Consider the following 21,107-nt stretch of genomic DNA (forward strand, 5'->3'; position numbering starts at 1 on the left):
GACTCGCATGTTACTGACCAGTAGGTTTAATGCAGCACGGCCACGTTGCAGGCGTATTAGTCTTTAGGCATACCCTGTGCGGGTCTATGGATATCAAAGGAGCTATAGTGCGCGAATTCAGTGTTCCGCCGCTGGTTGTTGTCCCACCGGAAACCAACATCACCGATCTTGTTCTGCGGCAGGCCGCTAAGCCCAGCAACCCGGCGCTGTTTTCGCGGCTGAATTCCGCCGGCGCCTGGCAGGACATTTCCGCAAAGGACTTCCTGGCCGACGTCTCCGCGCTTGCCAAGGGCCTGATCGCCAGCGGCGTGGGCGCCGGTGACCGCGTGGGCATCATGTCCCGCACACGCTACGAATGGGCTCTCATCGATTTCGCAGTCTGGTTCGCCGGGGCCGTTTCGGTACCCATCTATGAGACTTCATCACCGTCCCAGGTTGCCTGGAACCTCGGCGACTCCGGCGCGGTCGCGGCCTTCGGCGAATCCGCCCACCACGAGGACATCATCAGGCAGGCCGCCACCTCCGAGGGACTCACTGCCCTGCAGCACGTCTGGCAGCTCGAAGGCGCCGGGCTGGACGCGGTGCGCGAAGCCGGGCGGGAGGTCAGCGATGCCGACCTCGAAGCACGGCGGGCATCCGCCGGGCTGAGCGACGTCGCCACCATCATCTACACGTCCGGAACCACCGGCCGGCCCAAGGGCTGCGAGCTGACCCACGGCAACTTCGTAGAGCTGTCGGACAACGCACTGGCAATCCTCGGCGACGTCGTCAATGAGCAGGCCAAAACCATTATGTTCCTGCCGCTCGCCCACGTGTTTGCGCGCTTCATCTCCGTCCTGGCCGTCGCCGCCGGCGCAACCGTGGCGCATACCCCGGACATCAAGAACCTGCTGGCTGACCTGCAGAGCTACCAGCCCACGTTCATCCTCGCCGTGCCCCGCGTGTTCGAGAAGGTCTACAACTCGGCGCTGACCAAGGCGGAGGATGGCGGCAAGGGCGCAATTTTCCACAAGGCGACCGAGACGGCCATCGCGTTCTCCAAGGCACGCCAGGCCGGTCATATCGGCCTGGGCCTGAAACTCAAGCACACCCTGTTCGACAAGCTGGTCTACGGCAAGCTGCGCGCAGCCATGGGAGGAAACGTGGCCCACGCAGTGTCCGGCGGCGGTCCCCTCGGCGAACGGCTCGGCCACTTTTTCCAGGGCATCGGCCTGCAGATCTTGGAGGGCTACGGCCTGACAGAGACCACCGCCCCGATTTCCGTGAACACTCCGGCCCTGATCAAGATCGGCTCGGTGGGCAAACCCCTGCCGGGCAACTCCGTGAAGATCGCCGACGACGGCGAGATCCTCGCCAAGGGTGTCTGCGTCATGCGCGGCTACTACAAGCGCGAAGACCTGATGGCCGACACGTTTGACGATGGCTGGTTCCGCACGGGCGACATCGGAAAACTCGATGACAGCGGCTTCCTGTGGATCACCGGACGCAAGAAGGAAATCATCGTCACCGCCAGCGGCAAGAACGTGGTTCCGGCCCTGCTCGAGGACCAGATCCGTGCCGACGCGCTGGTTTCCCAGGTCCTGGTGGTGGGCGATAACCGGCCGTTCATCGGCGCCCTGGTCACCCTGGACCAGGAGGCACTCCCCGGGTGGCTGCAGCGCCACGGCCTGCCGAACACCACCACGTTGGAGGAGGCGGTGGAGAATCCCGTGGTCAAGGCGGCAGTGCAGGACCTCATCACGCAGGCCAACGCCTCGGTGTCCCAGGCTGAAGCCATCAAGTCCTTCCGTATCGTCGCGTCCGACTTCACCGAAGCCTCAGGCCACCTGACGCCGTCCATGAAGGTAAAGCGCGCCCAGGTGATGAAGGACTTCGAGACAGTCATCGAAGAAATGTACGGCGCTCCGCGCAGCTGACGGAAGACGGACACCAGGCAAAGGAAATGCCCCCCTCCCGGCGGAAGCCGGGAGGGGGGCATTTCCTGTTAAGCCCGGGCTTCTCAGCCCTGGTCCACCACGAGGAGGAGGTCCCCGCCCTGGACCTGCTCCACCGCTGAGATGGCCAGGCGGGAGACCTTCCCTGCCACCGGCGTGGTGATCGATGCTTCCATCTTCATCGCTTCGATGGTGGCCACGGTGTCACCCGCATTGACGGTGTCTCCGGTCTTGACGGTCACGGTGACAGCACCGGCGAACGGGGCAGCAACGTGGCCCGGCTGGGCCGGGTCCGCCTTCTCGGCAGCCTTGACGTTGCTCACCACGGAACGGTCACGGACGACGACGGGCCGGGACTGCCCGTTCAAGGTACACATAACGGTGCGCATGCCCTTTTCGTCCGGCTCCGAGACGGCCTCCAGCGACGCGATTAGCCGGACACCCTTTTCGAGCTGGATCTCGTGCTCGGCGCCACGCTGCAGACCGTAAAGGTAATCACGGGTGTCCAGGACCGAGATGTTGCCGTAGGTTTCCACGCTCTTGAGGTAGTCCTTGGTGGGACCGTCGAAGAGCAGCCGGTTGAGGGTGCCCTGCCGGGTCTTGGAATCGCCCTTGAGCGCGGCGCTGTCCTCGGGGCTGAGTTCAACGTCGCGGACCTTGATGCTGCGGCCCTGGAGTGCCTTGGTGCGGAACGGTTCCGGCCAGCCTCCGGGCGGGTCACCGAGCTCGCCCGACAGGAACCCGATGACGGAGTCGGGGATGTCGTAGTTCTGCGGGTTCTCGTTGAAATCTGCGGGATCGGCGTTCAGGCCCACGAGGTGCAGGGCGAGATCGCCCACCACCTTCGAGGACGGCGTGACCTTGACCAGGCGGCCCAGGATACGGTCCGCCGCGGTGTACATGTCCTCGATGGCTTCGAAGCGCTCCCCCAGCCCCAGCGCCATGGCCTGCTGGCGCAGGTTGGACAGCTGGCCCCCCGGGATCTCGTGCTTGTAGACCCGGCCGGTGGGGCCCGGCAGGCCCGATTCGAACGGCGCATAGACGCGGCGCACGGCCTCCCAGTACGGCTCCAGTGAACTGACCGCGTCCAGGTCCAGGCCGGTGTCGCGCGGGGTGTGGGCCAGGGCCGCCACGAGGGCGGACGCCGAGACCTGGCTTGTGGTGCCGGCCAACGACGCCGATGCGACGTCAACAGCGTCCACACCGACGTCTACTGCCGCCAGCAGGGTGGCCAGCTGGCCGCCTGCGGTGTCATGGGTGTGCAGGTGGACCGGGAGGTCAAAGCGTTCGCGCAACGCGGCAACCAGCTTGGCGGCCGCCGCCGGACGGAGGAGCCCGGCCATGTCCTTGATGGCCAGGATGTGGGCGCCGGCGTCCACGATCCGCTGCGCCAGTTCCAGGTAGTAGTCCAGCGTGTAGAGGTTCTCGTCCGGGTTCAGCATGTCGCCCGTGTAGCAGAGCGCAACTTCCGCCACGGCCGTTCCGGTGGCCCGGACCGCGCGGATGGCAGGAGCCATCTGGTTCACGTCGTTGAGGGCGTCAAAGATGCGGAAGATGTCGATGCCTGTGGCTGCGGCCTCGTTAACAAAGGCCTCAGTGACCTCTTCAGGGTATGGCGTGTAGCCAACCGTATTCCGGCCGCGGAGCAGCATCTGCAGGCACACATTCGGGAGTGCCTTGCGGAGGGCCGCAAGGCGGTCCCACGGGTCTTCGCCAAGGAAGCGCAGGGCCACGTCATATGTGGCGCCGCCCCAGGCTTCGACCGACAGGAGTTCCGGCAGCAGCGCGGTGACTGCAGGGCCGGCTGCCACGAGGTCGCGGGTACGAACGCGGGTGGCCAGGAGCGACTGGTGGGCGTCACGGAAGGTGGTGTCGGTAACGGCCACAGCCGTCTGAGCGCGCAGGGCCTTGGCAAAGCCTTCCGGACCGAGTTCCTGGAGACGCTGGCGGGAGCCGGCCACCGGCGTCCGGTCGGTTACGGCAGGCAGCTTGTCCGCGGGATCCGAGTGCACGGTGAGCTCGCCGTTGGGCTTGTTGACCGTCACTTCGGCCAGCCACGTGAGGAGCTTGGTTCCGCGGTCAGCAGAGACGCGGGCCTTCAGGAGCTGCGGACGCTCATCGATGAAGTTCGTGGCCACATTGCCGGCAATGAAGTCGGCATCGTCCAGCACCGCCTGCAGGAAGGAGATGTTGGTGGATACGCCGCGGATGCGGAATTCCGCGAGGGCACGGCGTGCACGGGCTACAGCGGCGGGGTAGTCGCGGCCACGGCAGCTGAGCTTTACGAGCATGGAGTCGAAGTGCGGGCTGATTTCGGCACCCGAGTACACGGTGCCGCCGTCGAGCCTTACACCGGCGCCGCCGGCGGAACGGTAACCGGTGATCTTCCCGACGTCGGGGCGGAACCCGTTTGCCGGATCCTCGGTGGTGATGCGGCACTGCAGCGCAGCGCCCTTGAGCTGGACCGTCTCCTGGGACAGGCCAAGGTCAGCGAGGGTTTCGCCGGATGCGATCCGCAGCTGCGCCTGCACCAGGTCAACGTCGGTCACTTCTTCAGTGACGGTGTGTTCCACCTGAATGCGGGGGTTCATCTCAATGAAGACATGCTGGCCGGCGCGTTCGCCGACGGTGTCCACGAGGAATTCAACGGTTCCGGCGTTGACGTAGTTCAGGGCCTTGGCGAACTTCACCGCGTCCCGGTAGAGGGCCTGGCGGATTCCTTCGTCCAGGTTGGGCGCCGGGGCGATTTCGATGACTTTCTGGTGGCGGCGCTGGATGGAGCAGTCACGCTCGAACAGGTGCATGACGTTACCTTCGGCGTCCGCCAGGATCTGCACCTCGATGTGGCGCGGGCGAAGGACTGCCTGCTCCAGGAACATGGTGGGATCACCGAAGGCCGCATCGGCCTCGCGCATGGCCGCCTGCAGTGCCTCCGGAAGGGCCTCCCGGGTGTCCACGCGGCGCATGCCGCGTCCGCCGCCGCCGGCGACAGCCTTGGCGAAGATGGGGAAGCCAATCTCGTCCGCCGCCGCGATCAGTTCGTCCAGGTCCTTGGAGGGTTCGCTGGACTTCAGGACGGGGACGCCGGCGTCGCGTGCGGCTTTCAGCGCCGCCACCTTGTTCCCTGCAAGTTCAAGCACCTCAGCCGGCGGGCCCACGAAGGTGATGCCTGCCTCCTGGGCCGCACGGGCCAGGTCCGGGTTTTCGGAGAGGAAGCCGTAGCCGGGGTAGATGGCGTCGGCGCCGGACTCCTTGGCCACACGGACAACCTCGGCTACGTCGAGGTAAGCGCGTACGGGGTGCCCCTCTTCACCAATCAGATACGCCTCATCGGCTTTCTGGCGGTGGATCGAGTTGCGGTCTTCGTTGGGAAACACGGCAACGGTCTTGGCGCCCAGCTCGTAGCCGGCGCGGAAGGCCCTGATCGCGATTTCGCCGCGGTTGGCCACCAGAATCTTGGAAAACATGCTTCTCCTGCATCATCGCGGGTGGATCGATAGGTGGTCACAGTGTCCAAGACCTGTGCACACAATTACAAATTATTGTGTCCACAGTCACAGAAACCTCTGTCATGTCCCGAACGCCCGGACAAAGCCCGGCACGTTTGCAGCCCCGCACGTACCGCCCTGCCATGCCACGTCCCCCATAAAACCGCAATTGCCGGCATCGCCACATATGATGGGTAAGGCGGCAGGATCCGCCCGGCTTCGGCAATGCTGGAGCAAATTTTACCCCCAACACGGCAGCCGGCGTTAGGTTTTGGTCTCACAAGTGCAAGTAGTCAGCATCAGCAGCCTTAAGGGCGGAGTCGGCAAGACGTCCGTCACCACAGGATTGGCGTCTGCGGCGCTTGCCGCCGGCATCCCCACACTGGTGGTGGACCTTGATCCCCATGCAGACGCAACTACCGCCCTTGGCGTGCAGCCCGGGGACCAGCTGGACATCGGCCGGATGCTCAAGAGCCCTCGCCGGGCCAAGCTGGCCGAAAACGTAGCAGGAAGCTCGTGGACTGCGCGGGCGCCCTCGAACGGATCCGGACCGGCCGTCCTGGACGTCGCCGTCGGCTCGGCCTACACCGGCATCTATGACCGCCCTGACCTTGGCCGCCGCGACCTTCGCCGGCTCTCGGCAGTGCTGGCCGGCGCCGGCAGCTACGGGCTTGTGCTCATTGACTGCCCGCCGTCCCTTAACGGCCTGACCCGGATGGCCTGGTCCGCAAGCGACAAAGTGGCGCTGGTGGCGGAACCAGGGCTTTTCTCAGTGGCCGGCACGGAACGGACCATGCGTGCCATCCAGCTCTTCAAGCAGGAATTCGCCCCGAACCTTTCCGCCGCGGGCATCGTGGCCAACCGGGTGCGCACCGGTTCGTCCGAACACACCTACCGGCTCGCTGAGATGGAATCGATGTTTGGCGACCTGCTGCTAAGCCCGCGTATTCCGGAACAGGCAAACTGGCAGCAGATTCAAGGGGCAGCCCACCCGGTGCACCACTGGCCCGGGGAATCAGCCAAATCCTCAGCGGCCCTGTTTGATGCCCTCCTGGTCAATCTTCTCGCGGCCGGCAGTGGATTGCGCAACCGCACGCAGCGCTGATCCTGCCGGGCAAGGAATCCCACCCGGCGCAAAAAGAGGCCGCCCCCGGCTGATCTCATCAGGCGGGGGCGGCCTCTTCTTTGTCTTGAGTCAGTCAGCTGATCTTGCGCGAGGCGCGGCGTTTGCTTAGTTCGTCGTCCGGGAAGGACTGCACGGCGGCGTGTTCGCTTGGCAGGGAAGCCAGGCTTCCCTCGACCTCGCGCCAGACCCGGCCAACGGCGATGCCAAAAACACCCTGTCCGCCTTGGACAAGATCGATGACCTCATCGGCGGACGTGCATTCGTAGACGCTGGCGCCGTCGCTCATCAGCGTGATCTGGGCGAGGTCCTCGACTCCGCGTTCGCGCAGATGTTCCACGGCCGAACGGATCTGCTGCAGGGAGACACCCGTATCCAGTAGCCGTTTGACCACTTTGAGCACGAGGATGTCACGGAAGCCATAGAGCCGCTGGGACCCGGAGCCGGCAGCGCCACGGACGGCAGGTTCTACCAGCCCGGTGCGCGCCCAGTAGTCCAACTGGCGGTACGTGATGCCGGCAGCCTTGCAAGCGGTAGGGCCGCGGTAGCCGGCGTCTTCGTCAAGGACAGGGAGGTCCTCGGTAAACAGGAGACCCTGGGCACCGCTCGCGGGCAGGGCCACACCAGCCGTTGTGGACTGCTTCAACCCGCCTGCTTCGCCTTTGGGACTCACCTGGATCCTCCTGTTCATAAGCTCCCGGGGACCACTGCATCAGCCAGTTCACACATGAAGTCCATGCATGTAATTTCGCGGGGGTCGTACTTTTACAGTGTGACTTGCGCGGCTGCTGTAAGCAATGGGAGCTTGATACCTTCGACGTTAGGCCTGCGGCGCCCTCAGGTCAAAGATCTGGCCTGCTTCAGACAGCCGTGTCGGAACTTTCAGCCTCAACTTTAACCTTAACGTGACCTCAGCCGTCGAAGTCCTCGGGCTCGACGTCATCCAGGAACTCACGGAAACGCCGCAACTCGCGTTCCTCGTCCACTGTGGGACCGGGCTCGGTGTCCTCACCCTCATCATGTTCGGTGATGCGGACTCCGGCTTCGTCCATGACCGAGTCAGCACACCAGATGCGGCACTTTGCCCGCAACGCGATCGCCAGTGCATCTGACGCGCGCGAACTGACAGTTGTGCCGTTCTCGAACTGAAGCTGGCCGTAGAAGATGTTGTCCTCGACCGCCACGATGTTCACACTGACCACCGAGTGGCCCAGCGACTCCACAACGTCCACCAGGAGGTCATGGGTCATGGGGCGCGGTGGCACTACTCCCTGCTGGGCAAGGGCGATGGCACTGGCCTCGGGGGTTCCGATCCAGATGGGCACATGGCGCTCACCGTGGATCTCGCGCAGCAGGACCAGCGGCTGGTTCGACGGCAGTTCGATGCGAACGCCTACGATCTCGACTTCGATCATCAGATGTCCATACGTGAGATCCGGTCCTGCACCAGGGCACGGTGCAGGATCAGACAGAGGTCGCTGATTTCACGGGCTGCTTCGGCAGCCCGTGCCTGGGAAGCGGAATCACGCCGTGAGGCGAGCGGGGCAACCGCCCGCTCCACGAGCCCGAATTCACGTTCCGCGGCAGCCTGGAATGGACGGAGGTGCCGCGGTTCCAGACCGTGGCCCTCCAATTGCACGCACGCCCGGGCAACCTGGAGCGCGTGTTCATCGAATTTCCCGTTGCTGTGGCTGACGAGCCCGAAGCTCAGCAGGGACTGCAGCAGCGGGACACTCGCACCGGACTCAGCGCGGAGTTGTTCCTCGCTGAATTTCCGGCCGCGGTTTTGAAGTTCGGCGGCCAGTTCGTCAGAGACGATCCGGGGCGAAACCACGACGCCGGGCGGCAGGTTTTCCGGCCGCTCTCCCCTGTCGATGGCGTCAAGGTAGTCCTTGATGACCTTCAGGGGAAGGTACTGGTCCCGTTGCAGGGCGAGTACAAAGCGGAGCCGCTCAACATCGCTCTCGGCGTACTGCCGGTAGCCGGCCGGGGTGCGGCGGGGGTTGATCAGGCCCTTTTCCTCGAGGAACCTGATTTTCGACGCACTCATGCCAGGAAAGTCGCCGCTGAGCTGGGCGAGGACTTCCCCGATGTTCAGGACGTGGGGTCCCCGGCGTTCCGGTTGTGCCATTGCCACAGGCAAGTGCCCCGGGATCAGGCGCGGCCTGCTGCGCGTGCAGGGCTCAGGTAGAAGGTGAGGCGGAACTTGCCGATCTGGACTTCGTTCCCGGATTTCAGTTCAACACTGTCCACGCGGTCGTGGTTGACATAGGTTCCGTTGAGGCTGCCGGTGTCCACCACCTCGAAGCTCCGTGCGGTGCGCCGGAATTCGACGTGCCGCCGCGAGACGGTGACGTCATCGAGGAAGATGTCGGCGTCCGGGTGACGGCCCGCGGTGGTGGTGTCCGTGTCCAGCAGGAAGCGCGCACCGGCGTTGGGTCCGCTGTGGGCGACCAGCAGGGCGGAACCGGCAGGCAGCGCCTCCACGGACTGACGTTCTTCGGTGGACAGCCGCGGCGCGATGGTGGGTTCGTCGGTGACGGGGGTCAGGTGAATCGAGGTGGTCTCCGAAGCCCTGGCCGCACCTTTGCCGTAATCGTCTTCGGCATGGTCCTTCTTGTGGCCAACCATGGATTCCTCCTCTTTCGCTGCAGCTCTCACGACTGCATTCAGCATTTACCCTGACGGATGCCCCGCACAGATCCGACCCGGGGTCCCGATCCGGCCATTGACGTGCGAAGACGCCTGCCGGCCGGACCGAATAACCCGTTAGGTTTAGCCTACCTGCTGTTCGTACTCCGATGCACTGAGCAAAGACTCCACGGCGTCGGCTTCGGCGAGTTTGATCTCGATCAGCCAGCCATCGCCGTAGGGGTCCGTGTTGATCAGGGCCGAGTCAGTGTCGAGGGATTCGTTGCGGGCCACCACTTCCCCGCTCACCGGCGCGTAGATGTCACTAACGCTCTTGGTGGATTCAACCTCGCCCACTACTTCGTTGGCAGTAACTCTGCTGCCGGCTTCAGGCATCTGGGCGTAGACAACATCTCCGAGAGCGTCCTGGGCGAAATCAGTAATACCAACGCGGACAACGCCGTCAGCGTTCGGTGCGGTGACCCACTCATGCTCGGCGGTGTAGGACAGGTCTTCGGGAATGTTGCTCATCAGGGGCCTTTCATCGGGTCAATCACCAATGTCAACGGGGCTTGGAAAACAAGCCGCCGCTGAAAGTATAGGCACAAGTCCATAAGCGTTCGAGGATGATTCTGACATGATGGGACGCATGAGTTCACCGGCACAGGGAACATCCGGGAAAAAGGGAAATTGGGCTGCGCGGCTCATTTTTGGCGGCGTTGCCCTCGTATTCCTGATCATTGCCTATTATGCTCTCGCGGCGGTCCTGCCCGTGTGGTGGGCCAACGTCATCCGCGGCCAGGTCCAGGGCAATCTGGGTGCCGGGATCCTGGTGGGGATGTTCTACGGTTTTGTGTTCACCTTTGTACCCCTACTGGTGGCCTGGCAGGCGACACGCAAGCGTGTGGGCTGGCCGTGGAAGGTTGTAATCCTGGTTGTTGCGGTGGCCATTGCGGCGCCGAACCTCCTGACTGCCGGGATTATGTTCGGTAACTCGGAAGCCGCGCACAACGGTCAACGGATTCTTGGCACTGAAGCCACCTGGTTCCCGCTGTGGACACAGATAGCGGCGATTGCCGCCGTCGTAATATTTGTCGTTGGCCTCATCCTCTGGAAGGTCTGGCGGCAGCGGGGCAAGAAGGTCAAGGCACTCACAAAAGCCGACGCCGGGCGCTCCGAGGCCCTGAAGGCAACGGACGGCAACAAGGCGGAACCACCTGCGCCGCCACCCGCTTCCGACAGCGGCCAGGCCGGCAGCCGGGCTGACGGCAGGTAGCGCCATGCCGGAGCTACCTGAGGTTGCAGGCCTGGCCGGGTTCCTGGACGGGCAGCTGCGCGGATCAGTGGTGCAAAAAATTCAAATCGTCTCGTTCGCCGTCCTCAAAACCGCAGACCCTCCTTACACCGCGCTGGAGGGGCGCACCGTGGCGGGCGTCCGGCGGTTCGGGAAGTTCGTCTGCCTTGACACGGACGGCCCGTCCTTTGTCTTCCACCTCGCGCGCGCCGGCTGGGTCCGTTACACCGACTCCCCCGCCGACACGCAGTTGCGGCTGGGCAAGGGCCACATCGCTGCCCGGCTCATATTCGCGGGCCCCGACGGCCGTCACGGCATTGACCTCACGGAGGCCGGGACGAAAAAGAGCCTGGCGGTCTACGTGGTACACGCTCCCCAGGATGTGCCGGGCATCGCCGCACTCGGCCCGGACCCGTTCAGCGAAGAGTTCGACGCCGACACCCTCGCGGGGATCCTCGGCGCCAGCTCCCAGCAGGTGAAGGGCCTTCTGCGCAGCCAGAGCGTGATTGCAGGGATCGGAAACGCCTACAGCGACGAGATTCTGCATGCTGCCCGAATCTCTCCCTTCGCCATCGCCAAGTCGCTGGACCGGGACACCGTCCAGGTCCTGTACAACGCTATCCACGACATTCTGGGAACAGCCCTGGCCGAGGCCGCGGGCAAGCCGCCCAAGGAACTCAAAGACGTCAAGCGCAGCCACATGCGGGTCCATGCCCGGACCGGGGAAACCTGCCCGGTATGTGGGGACACCGTTCGGGAAGTATCGTTCGCGGACTCTGCCCTGCAGTACTGCCCCACCTGCCAGACACACGGGAAGGTCCTGGCAGACCGCAGGACGTCGAAGTTCCTGAAATAGGACGCTTAAACGCCAAAGGGCCGTTTTCCGGTAAATAAACCGGAAAACGGCCCTTCATGGTCGGGCTGACAGGATTTGAACCTGCGACCCCTTGACCCCCAGTCAAGTGCGCTACCAAGCTGCGCTACAGCCCGTTAGCTCTGCCGTTCTCCGCTGCGTTTACTCCCCGATGTTACCCGGGATTTCAACTCAGCAGTCCGGCCGAACCACCTTGAAAAGCTTACACGATCCCGGAGGGTGCAAGTGACACTTTGGCACCTGCACACCTCCGGTGTGTCCTAATTAACGCTTCTTGCCGCGCTTTTCGCGGACGCGCATGTTGACCTCGATGGGCGTGCCTTCGAAACCAAAGGTTTCACGGAGCCTGCGTGTGATGAAGCGGCGGTAGCCCGGGTCCAGGAATCCCGTGGTGAAGAGCACGAACTTCGGCGGCCGGCTGGACGCCTGGGTGCCGAAGAGGATGCGCGGCTGCTTGCCGCCGCGGACCGGGTGCGGGTGCGCCGCAACGAGCTCGCCGAGGAAAGCATTGAGCCTGCCGGTGGCGATGCGCTTGTCCCAGTTCTCCAATGCCAGGTCCAGGGCGGGGACCAGGCGGTCCTTGTGCCAGCCGGTCAGGGCCGAGATGTTGACGCGCGGCGCCCAGGCCACGTGGGCCAGGTCCTGTTCGATCTCCCGCTCCAGGTAGGTGCGGCGTTCGTCGTCGAGCAGGTCCCACTTGTTGAACGCCAGCACCAGCGCCCGGCCGGACTCGATGGCCAGCTGCAGGATGCGGACGTCCTGCTCGCTGAGCACCTCATCCACGGCGAGGAGTACAACGGCGACCTCCGCCTTTTCGAGCGCGGCCTGCGTCCGGAGGGAGGCGTAGTAGTCGGCGCCCTGAGCCATGTGCTGGCGGCGGCGGATGCCTGCCGTGTCCACAAAGCGCCAGGTGCGGCCGCCGAGCTCAATGAACTCATCCACGGGGTCGCGGGTGGTGCCGGCGGTGTTGTCCACCACCACGCGTTCGGAGCCTGCCAGCTTGTTCAGCAGCGATGACTTGCCCACGTTGGGGCGGCCGATCAGGGCAATGCGGCGCGGACCGCCGGAACGTTCCAGGCCCTCGATGGTGGAGAACTCCGGCAGAGTGTCCATAACGTGGTCCAGGAGGTCGGCAACCCCGCGGCCATGGAGGGCGGAGACGGGGTAGGGCTCACCGAAGCCGAGGCCCCACAAGGCAGCGGAGTCCGCTTCCTGGGCGAAGTCATCCACCTTGTTGGCCACCATGATGACCGGCTTCTTGCTCCGGCGGAGCATCTTCATCACGCCCTCGTCCGTTGCGGTGGCACCCACGGCGGAGTCGACAACGAAGAGCACGGCGTCAGCCAGTTCGACGGCCATCTCGGCCTGTTCCGCCACCCGGGCGTGGATGCCGCGGGCATCGTGCTCCCACCCGCCGGTGTCCACCACGGTGAAGTTGCGCCCGTTCCAGTGGGCCGAGTACATCACGCGGTCGCGCGTCACGCCCGGGGTGTCCTCCACCACGGCTTCGCGGCGTCCGAGGATCCGGTTCACGAGCGTGGACTTGCCCACGTTGGGTCGTCCGATGATGGCCAGGACCGGATCGAGCTTAACCGGGCCGTCGAAGTCCTCGTCGTCATAGTGCCCGCTCAGCAGGGCGGCATCGTCCTCATCGAGGTCGTAGTCCGCCAGGCCCGCCCGGAGCGAGGCGGCGCGCAGCTCCGCTTCGTCGTCGTCAATGGCAGCCAGCCGCTCGGCCACCTGGTCCGTGCCGGTGGGCGTGTATTCGTCTTCGCCGGCGCCTGCGGGGCCGGAGGTTTGAGTCGTATCGCTCATTGCACGTTCCTTAAGTGGTCATCTGCCGGCGTCCCGGCTACTGCTGGTTCAAGCGGGGTATCCGCGAGGGGCAAAGGCTGCCCACTGTGTTGAATGGTCTCCTGGACGTGCCCGGCCAGCGCAGCGCGGATTTCCATTCCCGCCCTGTCCATTGAAGCACGGCCTGTTTCGCCGGGGTTGCGGCTTAGTGTCAGTGCGTTGCCGAAGCTGACGTGGAAGCGGCGCCCTGGCCTGGGCACCGAATCAAGGTGTTCATCACCCTTCCGGGTGCCAAGGATAGCGACGGGAACAACCGGCGCACCGGAGTTCAGCGCCAGCCAGGCCACCCCGTTGTTGATGTCCGTCGCCTCGCCGCTCCCCCGCGTACCTTCCGGGAGGATCCCAAGGCAACGGCCGGCGTCGAGCAGTTCCTTGCCCAGCTGCAGTGTTGTCCGGTCTCCGGAACGGTCCACCGGCAGCTGTCCGGATGCCCGGAGGACCTGGCCAAGGAAGCCCTTGAACATCTCCTTTTTGACGAGGATGTGCATGGCCCGCGGCGAGGCACCGAACATCACTGGACCGTCCAGGAAGCTGATGTGGTTGCCCGCAAAAATCACCGGACCGCCGGTGGGGACGTTGTGCTTTCCCGTCACGGACGTCCGGTAGACCAGGTGGTCCAGGATCCAGCCGACAGGCCGGCTCCAGGTCATGGTCAGGCCGGAGGGAAGCCGCTTGCCGTCAGTCACGGTTGAGGACCTTCGTCACGATCACCAGGGCGGCGTCCACTGTTTCGGCGAAATCCAGCTCCGACGAATCCAGGGTTACCACGCCGTCGGCGGCCTGCGTGAAGTTCACCATCGTGGAATCCTTCGCATCCCGCTGGGTGACCTGGGCTGCCAGCTGCTCCGCATTCTGGGTGCCGCCCAGTTGGATGCCGCGGCGGCGAAGCCGCGCTTCCTCGCTGGCGGTCAGCAGCATCCGGACTTCGGCGCCGGGCGCGACGACGGTAGTGATGTCCCGTCCTTCCACCACCATGCGGCGGTGGTGCTTTTCGATAATTGCCCGCTGCCGGCGGATCAGCTCGGTTCGGGCGCCCAAGGTAGTGGCCACCGCACTGACCGCCGAGGAGATGGCAGGTTCGCGGATGGCATCGGTGACGTCGGCCCCGTCCACCCGGACGTACTCCTCCAGCGGAGAGGTGCTTACGTCCAGGACGAGGTCGCGGGCCGCCTGTTCCACGGCAGCTGCGTCGCCAAGGTCGATCCCGCTGGTGACGCAGAACCAGGTCAGGGCCCGGTACATGGCGCCGGTGTCCAGGTAGGCAAGGTGAAGCCTGCGGGCCACTTCCTTGCTGACGCTGGACTTGCCGGAGCCCGAAGGCCCGTCAATGGCTACCACCAGTGGCCGGCCGACGCGAAGGGCGGGCACGGTGTCAAGAAGTTCCTGTGTCATTACTGCAGTACCCGCCATCCGCGGTCGTTGAGTGCTTCGATCAGGTGGTCATGTTTGTTTGGCAGCACGGACAGTTCCACCATGCCCACGTTCTGCCCCGAGGAATGGTCCAGCCTCAGGTCCTCCACGTTCACGCCTATTTCGCCGATCTCGGTGAGGAGCCGCGCAATCTGGCCCGGCCTGTCGTCCACCAGGACCGTCAGCCAGGCGTAGGCCTGCGGCGGCCCGCCGTGCTTGCCCGGGATGCGGGCCTGCCCGGCATTGCCCTCGCTGATCAGCTGGGCCAGGTCCAGGCGCGCTCCCGCTGCAAGCGGGTCCTCCAGGGTGCCGATAAGCCGGTTCAGGTCCTCGCGGACACCGTAAAGGATCTCCACGACCTTCCCCGCGTTGCCGCCCAGGATCTGGACCCACAACGTGGGGTCGCTGGCCGCTATCCGGGTGACATCCCGCAGGCCGTTGCCGGCGAGGGAGAGGGCATGGAGCGGTGTCCCCTGCAGGCGGCTGGCCAGCAGGGATGACATGACCTGGGGCAGGTGCGACACCAGCGCTACGGCGGCATCGTGTTCGTCCGCCGTGAACTCTGAAACCACTGCTCCGAGGTCGGTGGCAAGGGAACGTGCGGTCTGCACGGCGGCCGCGGATGATTCGGGGCTCGGGCATACCACCCATGGCATGGACGTGAAGAGCTCGCCACGGGCCGCAACGGGACCGGACTTTTCACGCCCGGCCATCGGATGGGTGCCCACGTAGCGGGCAATGTCCGCACCGGTGCCCTGCAGTTCCGCCAGGATGGCAGCCTTGACGCTGGCAATGTCCACCACCACCGAATCGGGGTAGTCGGCCAGCACCCGGGCCACAACATTGGCTGTTACATCCGGCGGTGCTGCCACGACCACCAGCTCCGGCACCTCGTCCCCGAGGTGACTGAGGGGTTGGCCCGCACCGATGTCCACGGCCACGGCCTGGTTGGTGGGCGACGGATCAGAGAGGAACACAGGTACGCCACGTCCCCGAAGGCCCAGCCCGATGCTGGTTCCGAGCAGGCCGGTGCCGATCACCACCACGGGCCCGTTCAAGTGCCCACGCCCGTGCGAGCGGAATGCGGACATGCCTCAGAGCCCTACGGATGCCAGCAGGTGGCCGACTTCCTGCTTGCCAAGGTTGCGGATGCTGCCTTGGCGCTGGTCACCCAGGCCGATGGGGCCGACCTTGACGCGCACCAGGCGCAGGACCGGGAAGCCCACGGCGTCGAACAGGCGCCGGACAATGCGGTTCTTGCCGGAGTGCAGGATCACTTCGATCAGCACGTGGCCCGGCGTGGAGTCAACCAGCTTGAAGGAGTCCACGTTGGCGAAGCCGTCCTCGAGCTCCACGCCTTCCTTGAGCTTGGCACCGATTCCCTGGGGGAACGGGCCACGGACCTGGACCAGGTACGTCTTGGGGACCTCGTAGGACGGGTGGGTCAGCCGGTTGGCAAGTTCGCCGTCGTTCGTAAGCAGCAGGAGGCCCTCGGTGGCGACGTCCAGCCGGCCCACATGGAACAGCCGTTCGCCCTGGTGGGTTTTCCGCACGAAGTCGCTGATGCAGGGGCGGCCGTCGGGGTCCTCCATGGTGGACACAACGCCCTTGGGCTTGTTGAAGACCATGTACACGAGGTTTTCGTCCAGCTGGATGCGCAGGCCGTCAACGTGGATGACGGCGGTCTTGGGATCCACCCGGACACCAAGCTCGGTGACTACCTGGCCGTCAACTTCCACCCGGCCTTCCGCGATCATTTCTTCACAGACGCGGCGCGATGCCACCCCGGCCTGCGCCATGACCTTCTGCAGGCGGGTGCCGTCGGCGTCGTGCATTTCAGACTGCGGAACGGGACCGCGGGGTCCGCGCTTGCGGGAAGGCTTGCGCACCGGGCCAAGGTTCTGGCCGAAGCGTTCGCTGCCAAACGCACGGGAGGCTGCTGCCCCCGGCTTGCCGGCGCGTGCCTTGGGCTTGAGAGCCCCGGGAGTGCCCGGCGCTTTTTTGGCGCCCGGCTTGCGGGCACCCGGCTTCCGGGATGAGGGTGCTGCGGCGGGCTTCCAGGCGGAGTCCCCGCGGTCGGCCGGGGCATCGCCCGGATCAACGAAAGCCTCTTCGCGCGGCTTCGGCGCCTTGTAGGGGCGGTCGCCGCCGCCAAAACCTGCGTTGCGCTTGCCGGCGCCGGCGCGGAACCCGCCGCCCGCCGCGCCGGGGCGGCCGCTGCCGCCCTGGGCAGGATTTCGTCCTGCCGCTGCACTGCGGCCCGCGCCGCCTTGCCCTGTGTTGCGTTCTGAACTGTTGCGTCCCGAACTGTTACGTGGTGAACCCTGGCGTCCCGCCTGTGTCATGACCCGTCCTTCGATATGTTGACCGGCACGTTGTCCAAGAACAACCCTAGCCAGCCATGCAGAATTTATCTGCCCTTATGAATACTCTTGTGCGCAGGCGGGAGGTACCGCCTACATTCTGTCGGCGTCGTAGAACTCCGCGATGCCCTCGAGCCCCGGTAGATGGGGTGAGAGCTGAGGCAGCTCCGCCACGGAGCCGATTCCCATCCGTTCCAGGAAATACGATGTAGTCCGGTAGAGGATGGCTCCCGATTCGGGATCGTTTCCCGAATCTTCGATCAGCCCGCGCTGGGTCAATGTCCGTACGACAGAATCGACATTGACTCCTCGAATTGCGGACACCCTGGCCCTGGAGACAGGCTGGCGATACGCGATGACAGCAAGTGTTTCCAGTGCTGCCTGCGTCAGCCTGGCAGTCTGACCCTCCAGCACAAACCGGCCAACAATGTCGGCGAAGTCTGAGCGGGAATAGATCCGCCAGCCACCGGCGATGCTCCGCAATTCAAAACCCCGGGGGCTGGAGCTGAAACCAGCAACGCTGGCATCGTCCATGTCCGGGGCTTTAACAGTATAGCCGCTATACTCCCGCTGCAGTTCCGCAAGCAAATGCTCGACGACGCCGACTGACAGGTTAAGTCCCGCGGCGAGTTCCGTGGCAGTGGCCGGCTGGTCGAGGATCATCAGGACCGCTTCGAGTGCGGCCTTCGCACCCCCGGGGAGCGCGTGGACGTCCGGGGCCTCCTGCGCGGCGTCGTCCGGTCCGCTGGGTTTTGGGGTGGCCGAAAAGTCTTCAGTCACGTTTGCTCCTCATACTCCTCGCTCAGGTTTTCTGTAGACCAGTCCCTTGTGTCCGCAGTCCAGTGCACCGTGAGATCGCCCAGCGGTGACAGCTGGTCAAAGGACACGGCCCGGTCCCGGAACATCTCCAGCAGCGCCAGGAACCTGGCCACCACCACCAGGGTGGAATCGGCGTCGGCGATCAGGGCCCGGAAGGACAGCGGCTTTCCCAGCTGAAGCCGGAGGCCCAGGATTTCGGCCTGCTCCTTGACGCTGACCGCACTGCCATGGAGGTGCGCCAGGCCGACTTCGGTGGGCTTGGGCGTTTTCGGCTGCAGGGCTGATTCTGCCAGCCGTGCGAATTGTTGCGGCGTGTGTTTCCACACCAGTTCCGGAAGCATGGCGGCGAAGTGTTCCTCAAGGGTGACCTCACGGGGAAAGCGCTGCGCCTCCTGCTCCAGGGTGTCGGCCATGAGGGCGGCTACCTGCTTGAACGCCTTGTACTGGAGCAGCCGGGCAAACAGCAGGTCGCGGGCCTCCAACAGGGCGATATCTTCATCGTCCTCCACCTCGCCGGCGGGCAGGAGCCGTGCCGCTTTGAGGTCCAGAAGCGTTGCGGCAATGACCAGGAATTCACTCGCCTCGTCCAGCGCCCATTCCTCGCCGAGCCGCTGCAGCTTCCTGATGTACTTGATGAATTCATCGGTGACCGTTGCGATGGCCACTTCGGTGATATCGAGCTGATGTTTGGCGATGAGGCCCAGCAGGAGGTCGAACGGACCCGTAAAGTTGGCCAGCCGCACCTCAAAGCCGGGCTTGGACTCAGCCACCCCTGGCTAGGGTGCGCCGCCGCGCGAGATCAGTTCCTTGGCCAGGCGGCGGTACGCATCGGCCCCGATGTGGTTGCCGGCATAGCTGGTGATGGGTTCGGCCGCCACGGTGGCATCGGCGAACTTGATGGAACGCTTAATGACCGTCTCGAAGACTTTGTCTCCGAATGCCTCCACCAGGCGGGCGATGACCTCGCGGCTGTGCAGCGTCCGGGCGTCATACATGGTGGCCAGAACACCGTCAACCTGCAGCCGGGGGTTGAGCCTGTCCTGGACTTTGTCGATGGTTTCCACCAGCAGTGCCACCGCGCGGAGGGCAAAAAACTCACAGATCAGCGGAATGATGACGCCATGCGCCGCCGTCAGGGCATTAACAGTCAGCAGGCCGAGCGAGGGCTGGCAGTCGATGAGGACGACGTCGTAATCGTCTTCCACCTTTTTCAGCGCCCTGTCAAGGACCTGTTCACGGGCTACCTCGTTGACCAGCTGCACCTCTGCGGCGGAGAGGTCGATGTTGGCCGGCAGCAGATCGACGTTTTCGACGTTGGTCTGGTGGATGGCGTCACGGATATTCACTTTGCGGTCCATTAGCACGTTGTAGACCGTCAGGTCCAGTTCGTGCGGGTTGATGCCCAGGCCGGCAGACAGCGCGCCCTGGGGGTCGAAGTCAACCAGCAGCACGCGGCGGCCGTATTCAGCGAGGGCCGCCGCAAGGTTGATGGTGGACGTGGTTTTGCCAACGCCACCCTTTTGGTTGACCATCGCGATCACACGCGCGGGACCGTGGGACGACAGCGGTGCAGGTTCCGGAAATTCGCGGTGGGGGCGCCCGGTGGGACCCATCACGGCGTCTTCCAGATCGAGTTCCGTGCCTTCCAGAGTTGCCGAACCCTGTTCGCTGCTCACGTATCTATCCACACTTTCGATGACGGTGATATTTCCTGCCGCTGGTGGTCCAGCGCCGATCCTGCTTTTCACCTAGGCTACAGGCCCCGACACGGTATTCGAGGGAACTTGACATTGTGCAGTTTCTGAGCCTTGACCTTCTACTAGAGGTGGAAGGTTAGGCTGCCGGACGCAGAAACCGCCCGCGCAGCCGGGGCTGTGCGGGCGGTTTCTAGCGTGGTTCGCGCCTTGTGCAGACGCTTCGGGCTGCCGGCTAGGCGTTGGCCAGGGCGGGCTGGGCCGGCTCGGCCTTCGCCGGCTCGCCGTGCCCGGCGATCATGGTCTGCTCGTCGAAGGGAGCGTTGCCGGAGAGGACGTCCTCTACCTGCTTGACGTCAATCTCCTTGACCCAGGTTCCGATCATGATGGTGGCGACGGCGTTGCCGGTGAAGTTGGTCAGGGCACGGGCCTCGGACATAAAGCGGTCGATGCCAACGATCATGCCGACGCCGCCCAGGAGTTCGGGCTTGTGGGCCTGCAGGCCTGCGGCAAGCGTGGCCAGGCCTGCGCCGGTGACGCCGGCAGCACCCTTGGAGGCGATGATCATGAAGACCAGGAGCGACACCTGGGCACCGAGGTCCAGCGGGGTGCCCATGGCGTTGGCGACGAAGAGGGAGGCCATGGTCAGGTAGATGGCAGTGCCGTCCAGGTTGAAGGAGTAGCCGGTGGGGACCGTGACGCCGACAACCGGCTTGGAGACACCCAGGTGCTCCATCTTGGCGATGAGGCGCGGCAGGGCAGCTTCGGAGGAGGACGTGGAGAAGATCAGCAGGTATTCACGGGCAAGGTACTTCATGAGCAGGAAGATGTTGACACCGGACACGATCTTCAGCAGACCGCCCAGGATGATGATGATGAACAGGGCGCAGGTGATGTAGAAGGCCGCCATCAGGGTAAACATGCTGACAATGGCCTGGAAGCCGGTGGCACCGACCACGGCGGCGATTGCACCGAAGGCACCGACGGGAGCGAGCCACATGATCATGATCAGGATGCGGAATACGAGGACCTGGCCGTGGCCGATGGCCTTGAGGATGGGGGCGCCCTGCGGGCCCATCTTCTGGAGCGCGAAGCCGACGAGGATGGCCGCGAACAAAGTGGGCAGCACGGGGATATCGCCCGGGATGATGTTCATGAGGAACTCCACGGTGCTGTCCGTGGCCGCCTTCTTGGTGGGATCGTACGGCGTCAGCTTCAGGCCTTCACCGGGGTGGATCAGGTTGCCGACCACCAGGCCGATGGCGAGCGCGAAAGTGGACATCACCACGAAGTAGCCCAGGGCGAGGCCGCCCACCTTGCCGACGGTGGCTGCCTTGGCGATGGATCCGATGCCCAGGACAATGGTGCAGAAGATGACCGGGGCGATCATCATCTTGATGAGCTTGATGAAGCCGTCGCCGAGCGGCTTGAGGGACTTGCCCACTTCGGGGAACATCAGCCCGATGACGGCGCCGAGAATCACCGCCGCGATGACTGCGATGTAAAGGTAGTGCGACTTGTCGATGCCCTTGCGCCGCTTCTTCACGGTGCCGAGCGACTCTCCTCGTTGAGAAGCCATGGTGTGTCTCCTTATGGATAATCTGGTAGACGCTGCGGCACATT

General features: G+C 64.6%; 19 protein-coding genes and 1 tRNA gene. 4 read left to right on the forward strand and 16 right to left on the reverse strand.

Translation table 11 applies throughout. The features are described 5' to 3' along the window. Positions 1–107: 107 nt before the first annotated feature. Positions 108–1,916, forward strand: coding sequence for an AMP-dependent synthetase/ligase (locus tag GUV69_RS06865; protein ID WP_164200896.1), 1,809 nt, complete (start codon positions 108–110; stop codon positions 1,914–1,916). 83 nt (positions 1,917–1,999) lie between these two features. Here GUV69_RS06865 and GUV69_RS06870 read toward each other — a convergent pair whose 3' ends face one another. Continuing rightward, positions 2,000–5,401 carry a pyruvate carboxylase gene (locus tag GUV69_RS06870; RefSeq protein ID WP_164200898.1) on the reverse strand — a complete coding sequence of 1,134 codons (3,402 nt, stop codon included), beginning with the start codon at positions 5,399–5,401 and terminating at the stop codon, positions 2,000–2,002. Positions 5,402–5,705: 304 nt separating this feature from the next. Between GUV69_RS06870 and GUV69_RS06875 the strand changes: the two genes are divergently transcribed. Then, positions 5,706–6,527, forward strand: a complete 822-nt coding sequence (locus tag GUV69_RS06875) for a ParA family protein (protein WP_164200900.1) — start codon at positions 5,706–5,708, stop codon at positions 6,525–6,527. A gap of 94 nt (positions 6,528–6,621) precedes the next feature. Here the strand turns inward: GUV69_RS06875 and GUV69_RS06880 are convergent, their stop codons facing one another. The 5 genes from GUV69_RS06880 to gcvH all read right to left on the reverse strand — a co-directional run bounded on the left by GUV69_RS06880 (position 6,622) and on the right by gcvH (position 9,707). After that, positions 6,622–7,218, reverse strand: a complete 597-nt coding sequence (locus GUV69_RS06880) for a MerR family transcriptional regulator (protein WP_164200902.1) — start codon at positions 7,216–7,218, stop codon at positions 6,622–6,624. Positions 7,219–7,456: 238 nt separating this feature from the next. Next, on the reverse strand, positions 7,457–7,960 hold the full coding sequence (locus GUV69_RS06885) for a bifunctional nuclease family protein (RefSeq protein ID WP_066285823.1): 504 nt from the start codon (positions 7,958–7,960) through the stop codon (positions 7,457–7,459). Next, complete coding sequence (gene ftsR, locus GUV69_RS06890; protein ID WP_164200904.1) at positions 7,960–8,676, reverse strand: transcriptional regulator FtsR; 717 nt, start codon at positions 8,674–8,676, stop codon at positions 7,960–7,962. The genes GUV69_RS06885 and ftsR overlap by 1 nt, the downstream gene beginning before the upstream one ends. A gap of 23 nt (positions 8,677–8,699) precedes the next feature. After that, positions 8,700–9,176, reverse strand: coding sequence for an FHA domain-containing protein (locus GUV69_RS06895; protein ID WP_164200906.1), 477 nt, complete (start codon positions 9,174–9,176; stop codon positions 8,700–8,702). A gap of 144 nt (positions 9,177–9,320) precedes the next feature. Next, complete coding sequence (gcvH, locus tag GUV69_RS06900) at positions 9,321–9,707, reverse strand: glycine cleavage system protein GcvH (RefSeq protein WP_164200908.1); 387 nt, start codon at positions 9,705–9,707, stop codon at positions 9,321–9,323. A 118-nt stretch (positions 9,708–9,825) separates the two neighbouring features. Here gcvH and GUV69_RS06905 point away from each other — a divergent pair, with 118 nt between their 5' ends. Both GUV69_RS06905 and GUV69_RS06910 read left to right on the forward strand, forming a co-directional pair. Beyond that, positions 9,826–10,452: a hypothetical protein gene (locus tag GUV69_RS06905; protein WP_191081416.1), complete on the forward strand. Its 627-nt coding sequence runs from the start codon at positions 9,826–9,828 to the stop codon at positions 10,450–10,452. 4 nt (positions 10,453–10,456) lie between these two features. Next, positions 10,457–11,326 (forward strand): Fpg/Nei family DNA glycosylase, encoded by an 870-nt coding sequence (locus GUV69_RS06910; RefSeq protein ID WP_164200910.1) that lies wholly within the window; start codon positions 10,457–10,459, stop codon positions 11,324–11,326. 57 nt (positions 11,327–11,383) lie between these two features. On the opposite strand, the gene GUV69_RS06915 is transcribed toward GUV69_RS06910, so the two are convergent. The 10 genes from GUV69_RS06915 to GUV69_RS06960 all read right to left on the reverse strand — a co-directional run bounded on the left by GUV69_RS06915 (position 11,384) and on the right by GUV69_RS06960 (position 21,063). Further along, positions 11,384–11,460, reverse strand: a tRNA-Pro gene (locus GUV69_RS06915). Positions 11,461–11,608: 148 nt separating this feature from the next. After that, a complete protein-coding gene (der, locus tag GUV69_RS06920; protein WP_164200912.1) occupies positions 11,609–13,159 on the reverse strand; it encodes a ribosome biogenesis GTPase Der in 1,551 nt (516 codons plus the stop codon). Then, positions 13,156–13,848 (reverse strand): lysophospholipid acyltransferase family protein, encoded by a 693-nt coding sequence (locus GUV69_RS06925; protein ID WP_164206295.1) that lies wholly within the window; start codon positions 13,846–13,848, stop codon positions 13,156–13,158. Before GUV69_RS06925 ends, der begins: the two co-directional genes overlap by 4 nt. Before the next feature lie 28 nt (positions 13,849–13,876). Continuing rightward, a complete protein-coding gene (gene cmk, locus GUV69_RS06930; RefSeq protein WP_164200915.1) occupies positions 13,877–14,590 on the reverse strand; it encodes a (d)CMP kinase in 714 nt (237 codons plus the stop codon). Then, the gene (locus tag GUV69_RS06935; protein WP_164200917.1) at positions 14,590–15,699 is read right to left on the reverse strand and encodes a prephenate dehydrogenase; all 1,110 of its coding nucleotides are present in this window, start codon (positions 15,697–15,699) and stop codon (positions 14,590–14,592) included. Before GUV69_RS06935 ends, cmk begins: the two co-directional genes overlap by 1 nt. Before the next feature lie 3 nt (positions 15,700–15,702). After that, complete coding sequence (locus tag GUV69_RS06940) at positions 15,703–16,953, reverse strand: pseudouridine synthase (protein WP_164200919.1); 1,251 nt, start codon at positions 16,951–16,953, stop codon at positions 15,703–15,705. Between the two features lie 111 nt (positions 16,954–17,064). Beyond that, the gene (gene scpB, locus GUV69_RS06945) at positions 17,065–17,751 is read right to left on the reverse strand and encodes an SMC-Scp complex subunit ScpB (protein ID WP_164200920.1); all 687 of its coding nucleotides are present in this window, start codon (positions 17,749–17,751) and stop codon (positions 17,065–17,067) included. After that, a complete protein-coding gene (locus GUV69_RS06950) occupies positions 17,748–18,560 on the reverse strand; it encodes a segregation and condensation protein A (protein WP_164200922.1) in 813 nt (270 codons plus the stop codon). Before GUV69_RS06950 ends, scpB begins: the two co-directional genes overlap by 4 nt. Before the next feature lie 6 nt (positions 18,561–18,566). Next, a complete protein-coding gene (locus GUV69_RS06955; protein ID WP_164200924.1) occupies positions 18,567–19,466 on the reverse strand; it encodes a ParA family protein in 900 nt (299 codons plus the stop codon). Between the two features lie 253 nt (positions 19,467–19,719). Then, positions 19,720–21,063, reverse strand: coding sequence for a cation:dicarboxylate symporter family transporter (locus GUV69_RS06960; RefSeq protein WP_164200926.1), 1,344 nt, complete (start codon positions 21,061–21,063; stop codon positions 19,720–19,722). Between the last annotated feature and the right edge of the window lie 44 nt (positions 21,064–21,107).

The sequence above is a fragment of the [Micrococcus luteus] ATCC 49442 genome (assembly GCF_010367585.1).
GTDB classification, from domain to species: domain Bacteria; phylum Actinomycetota; class Actinomycetes; order Actinomycetales; family Micrococcaceae; genus Arthrobacter; species Arthrobacter luteus_A.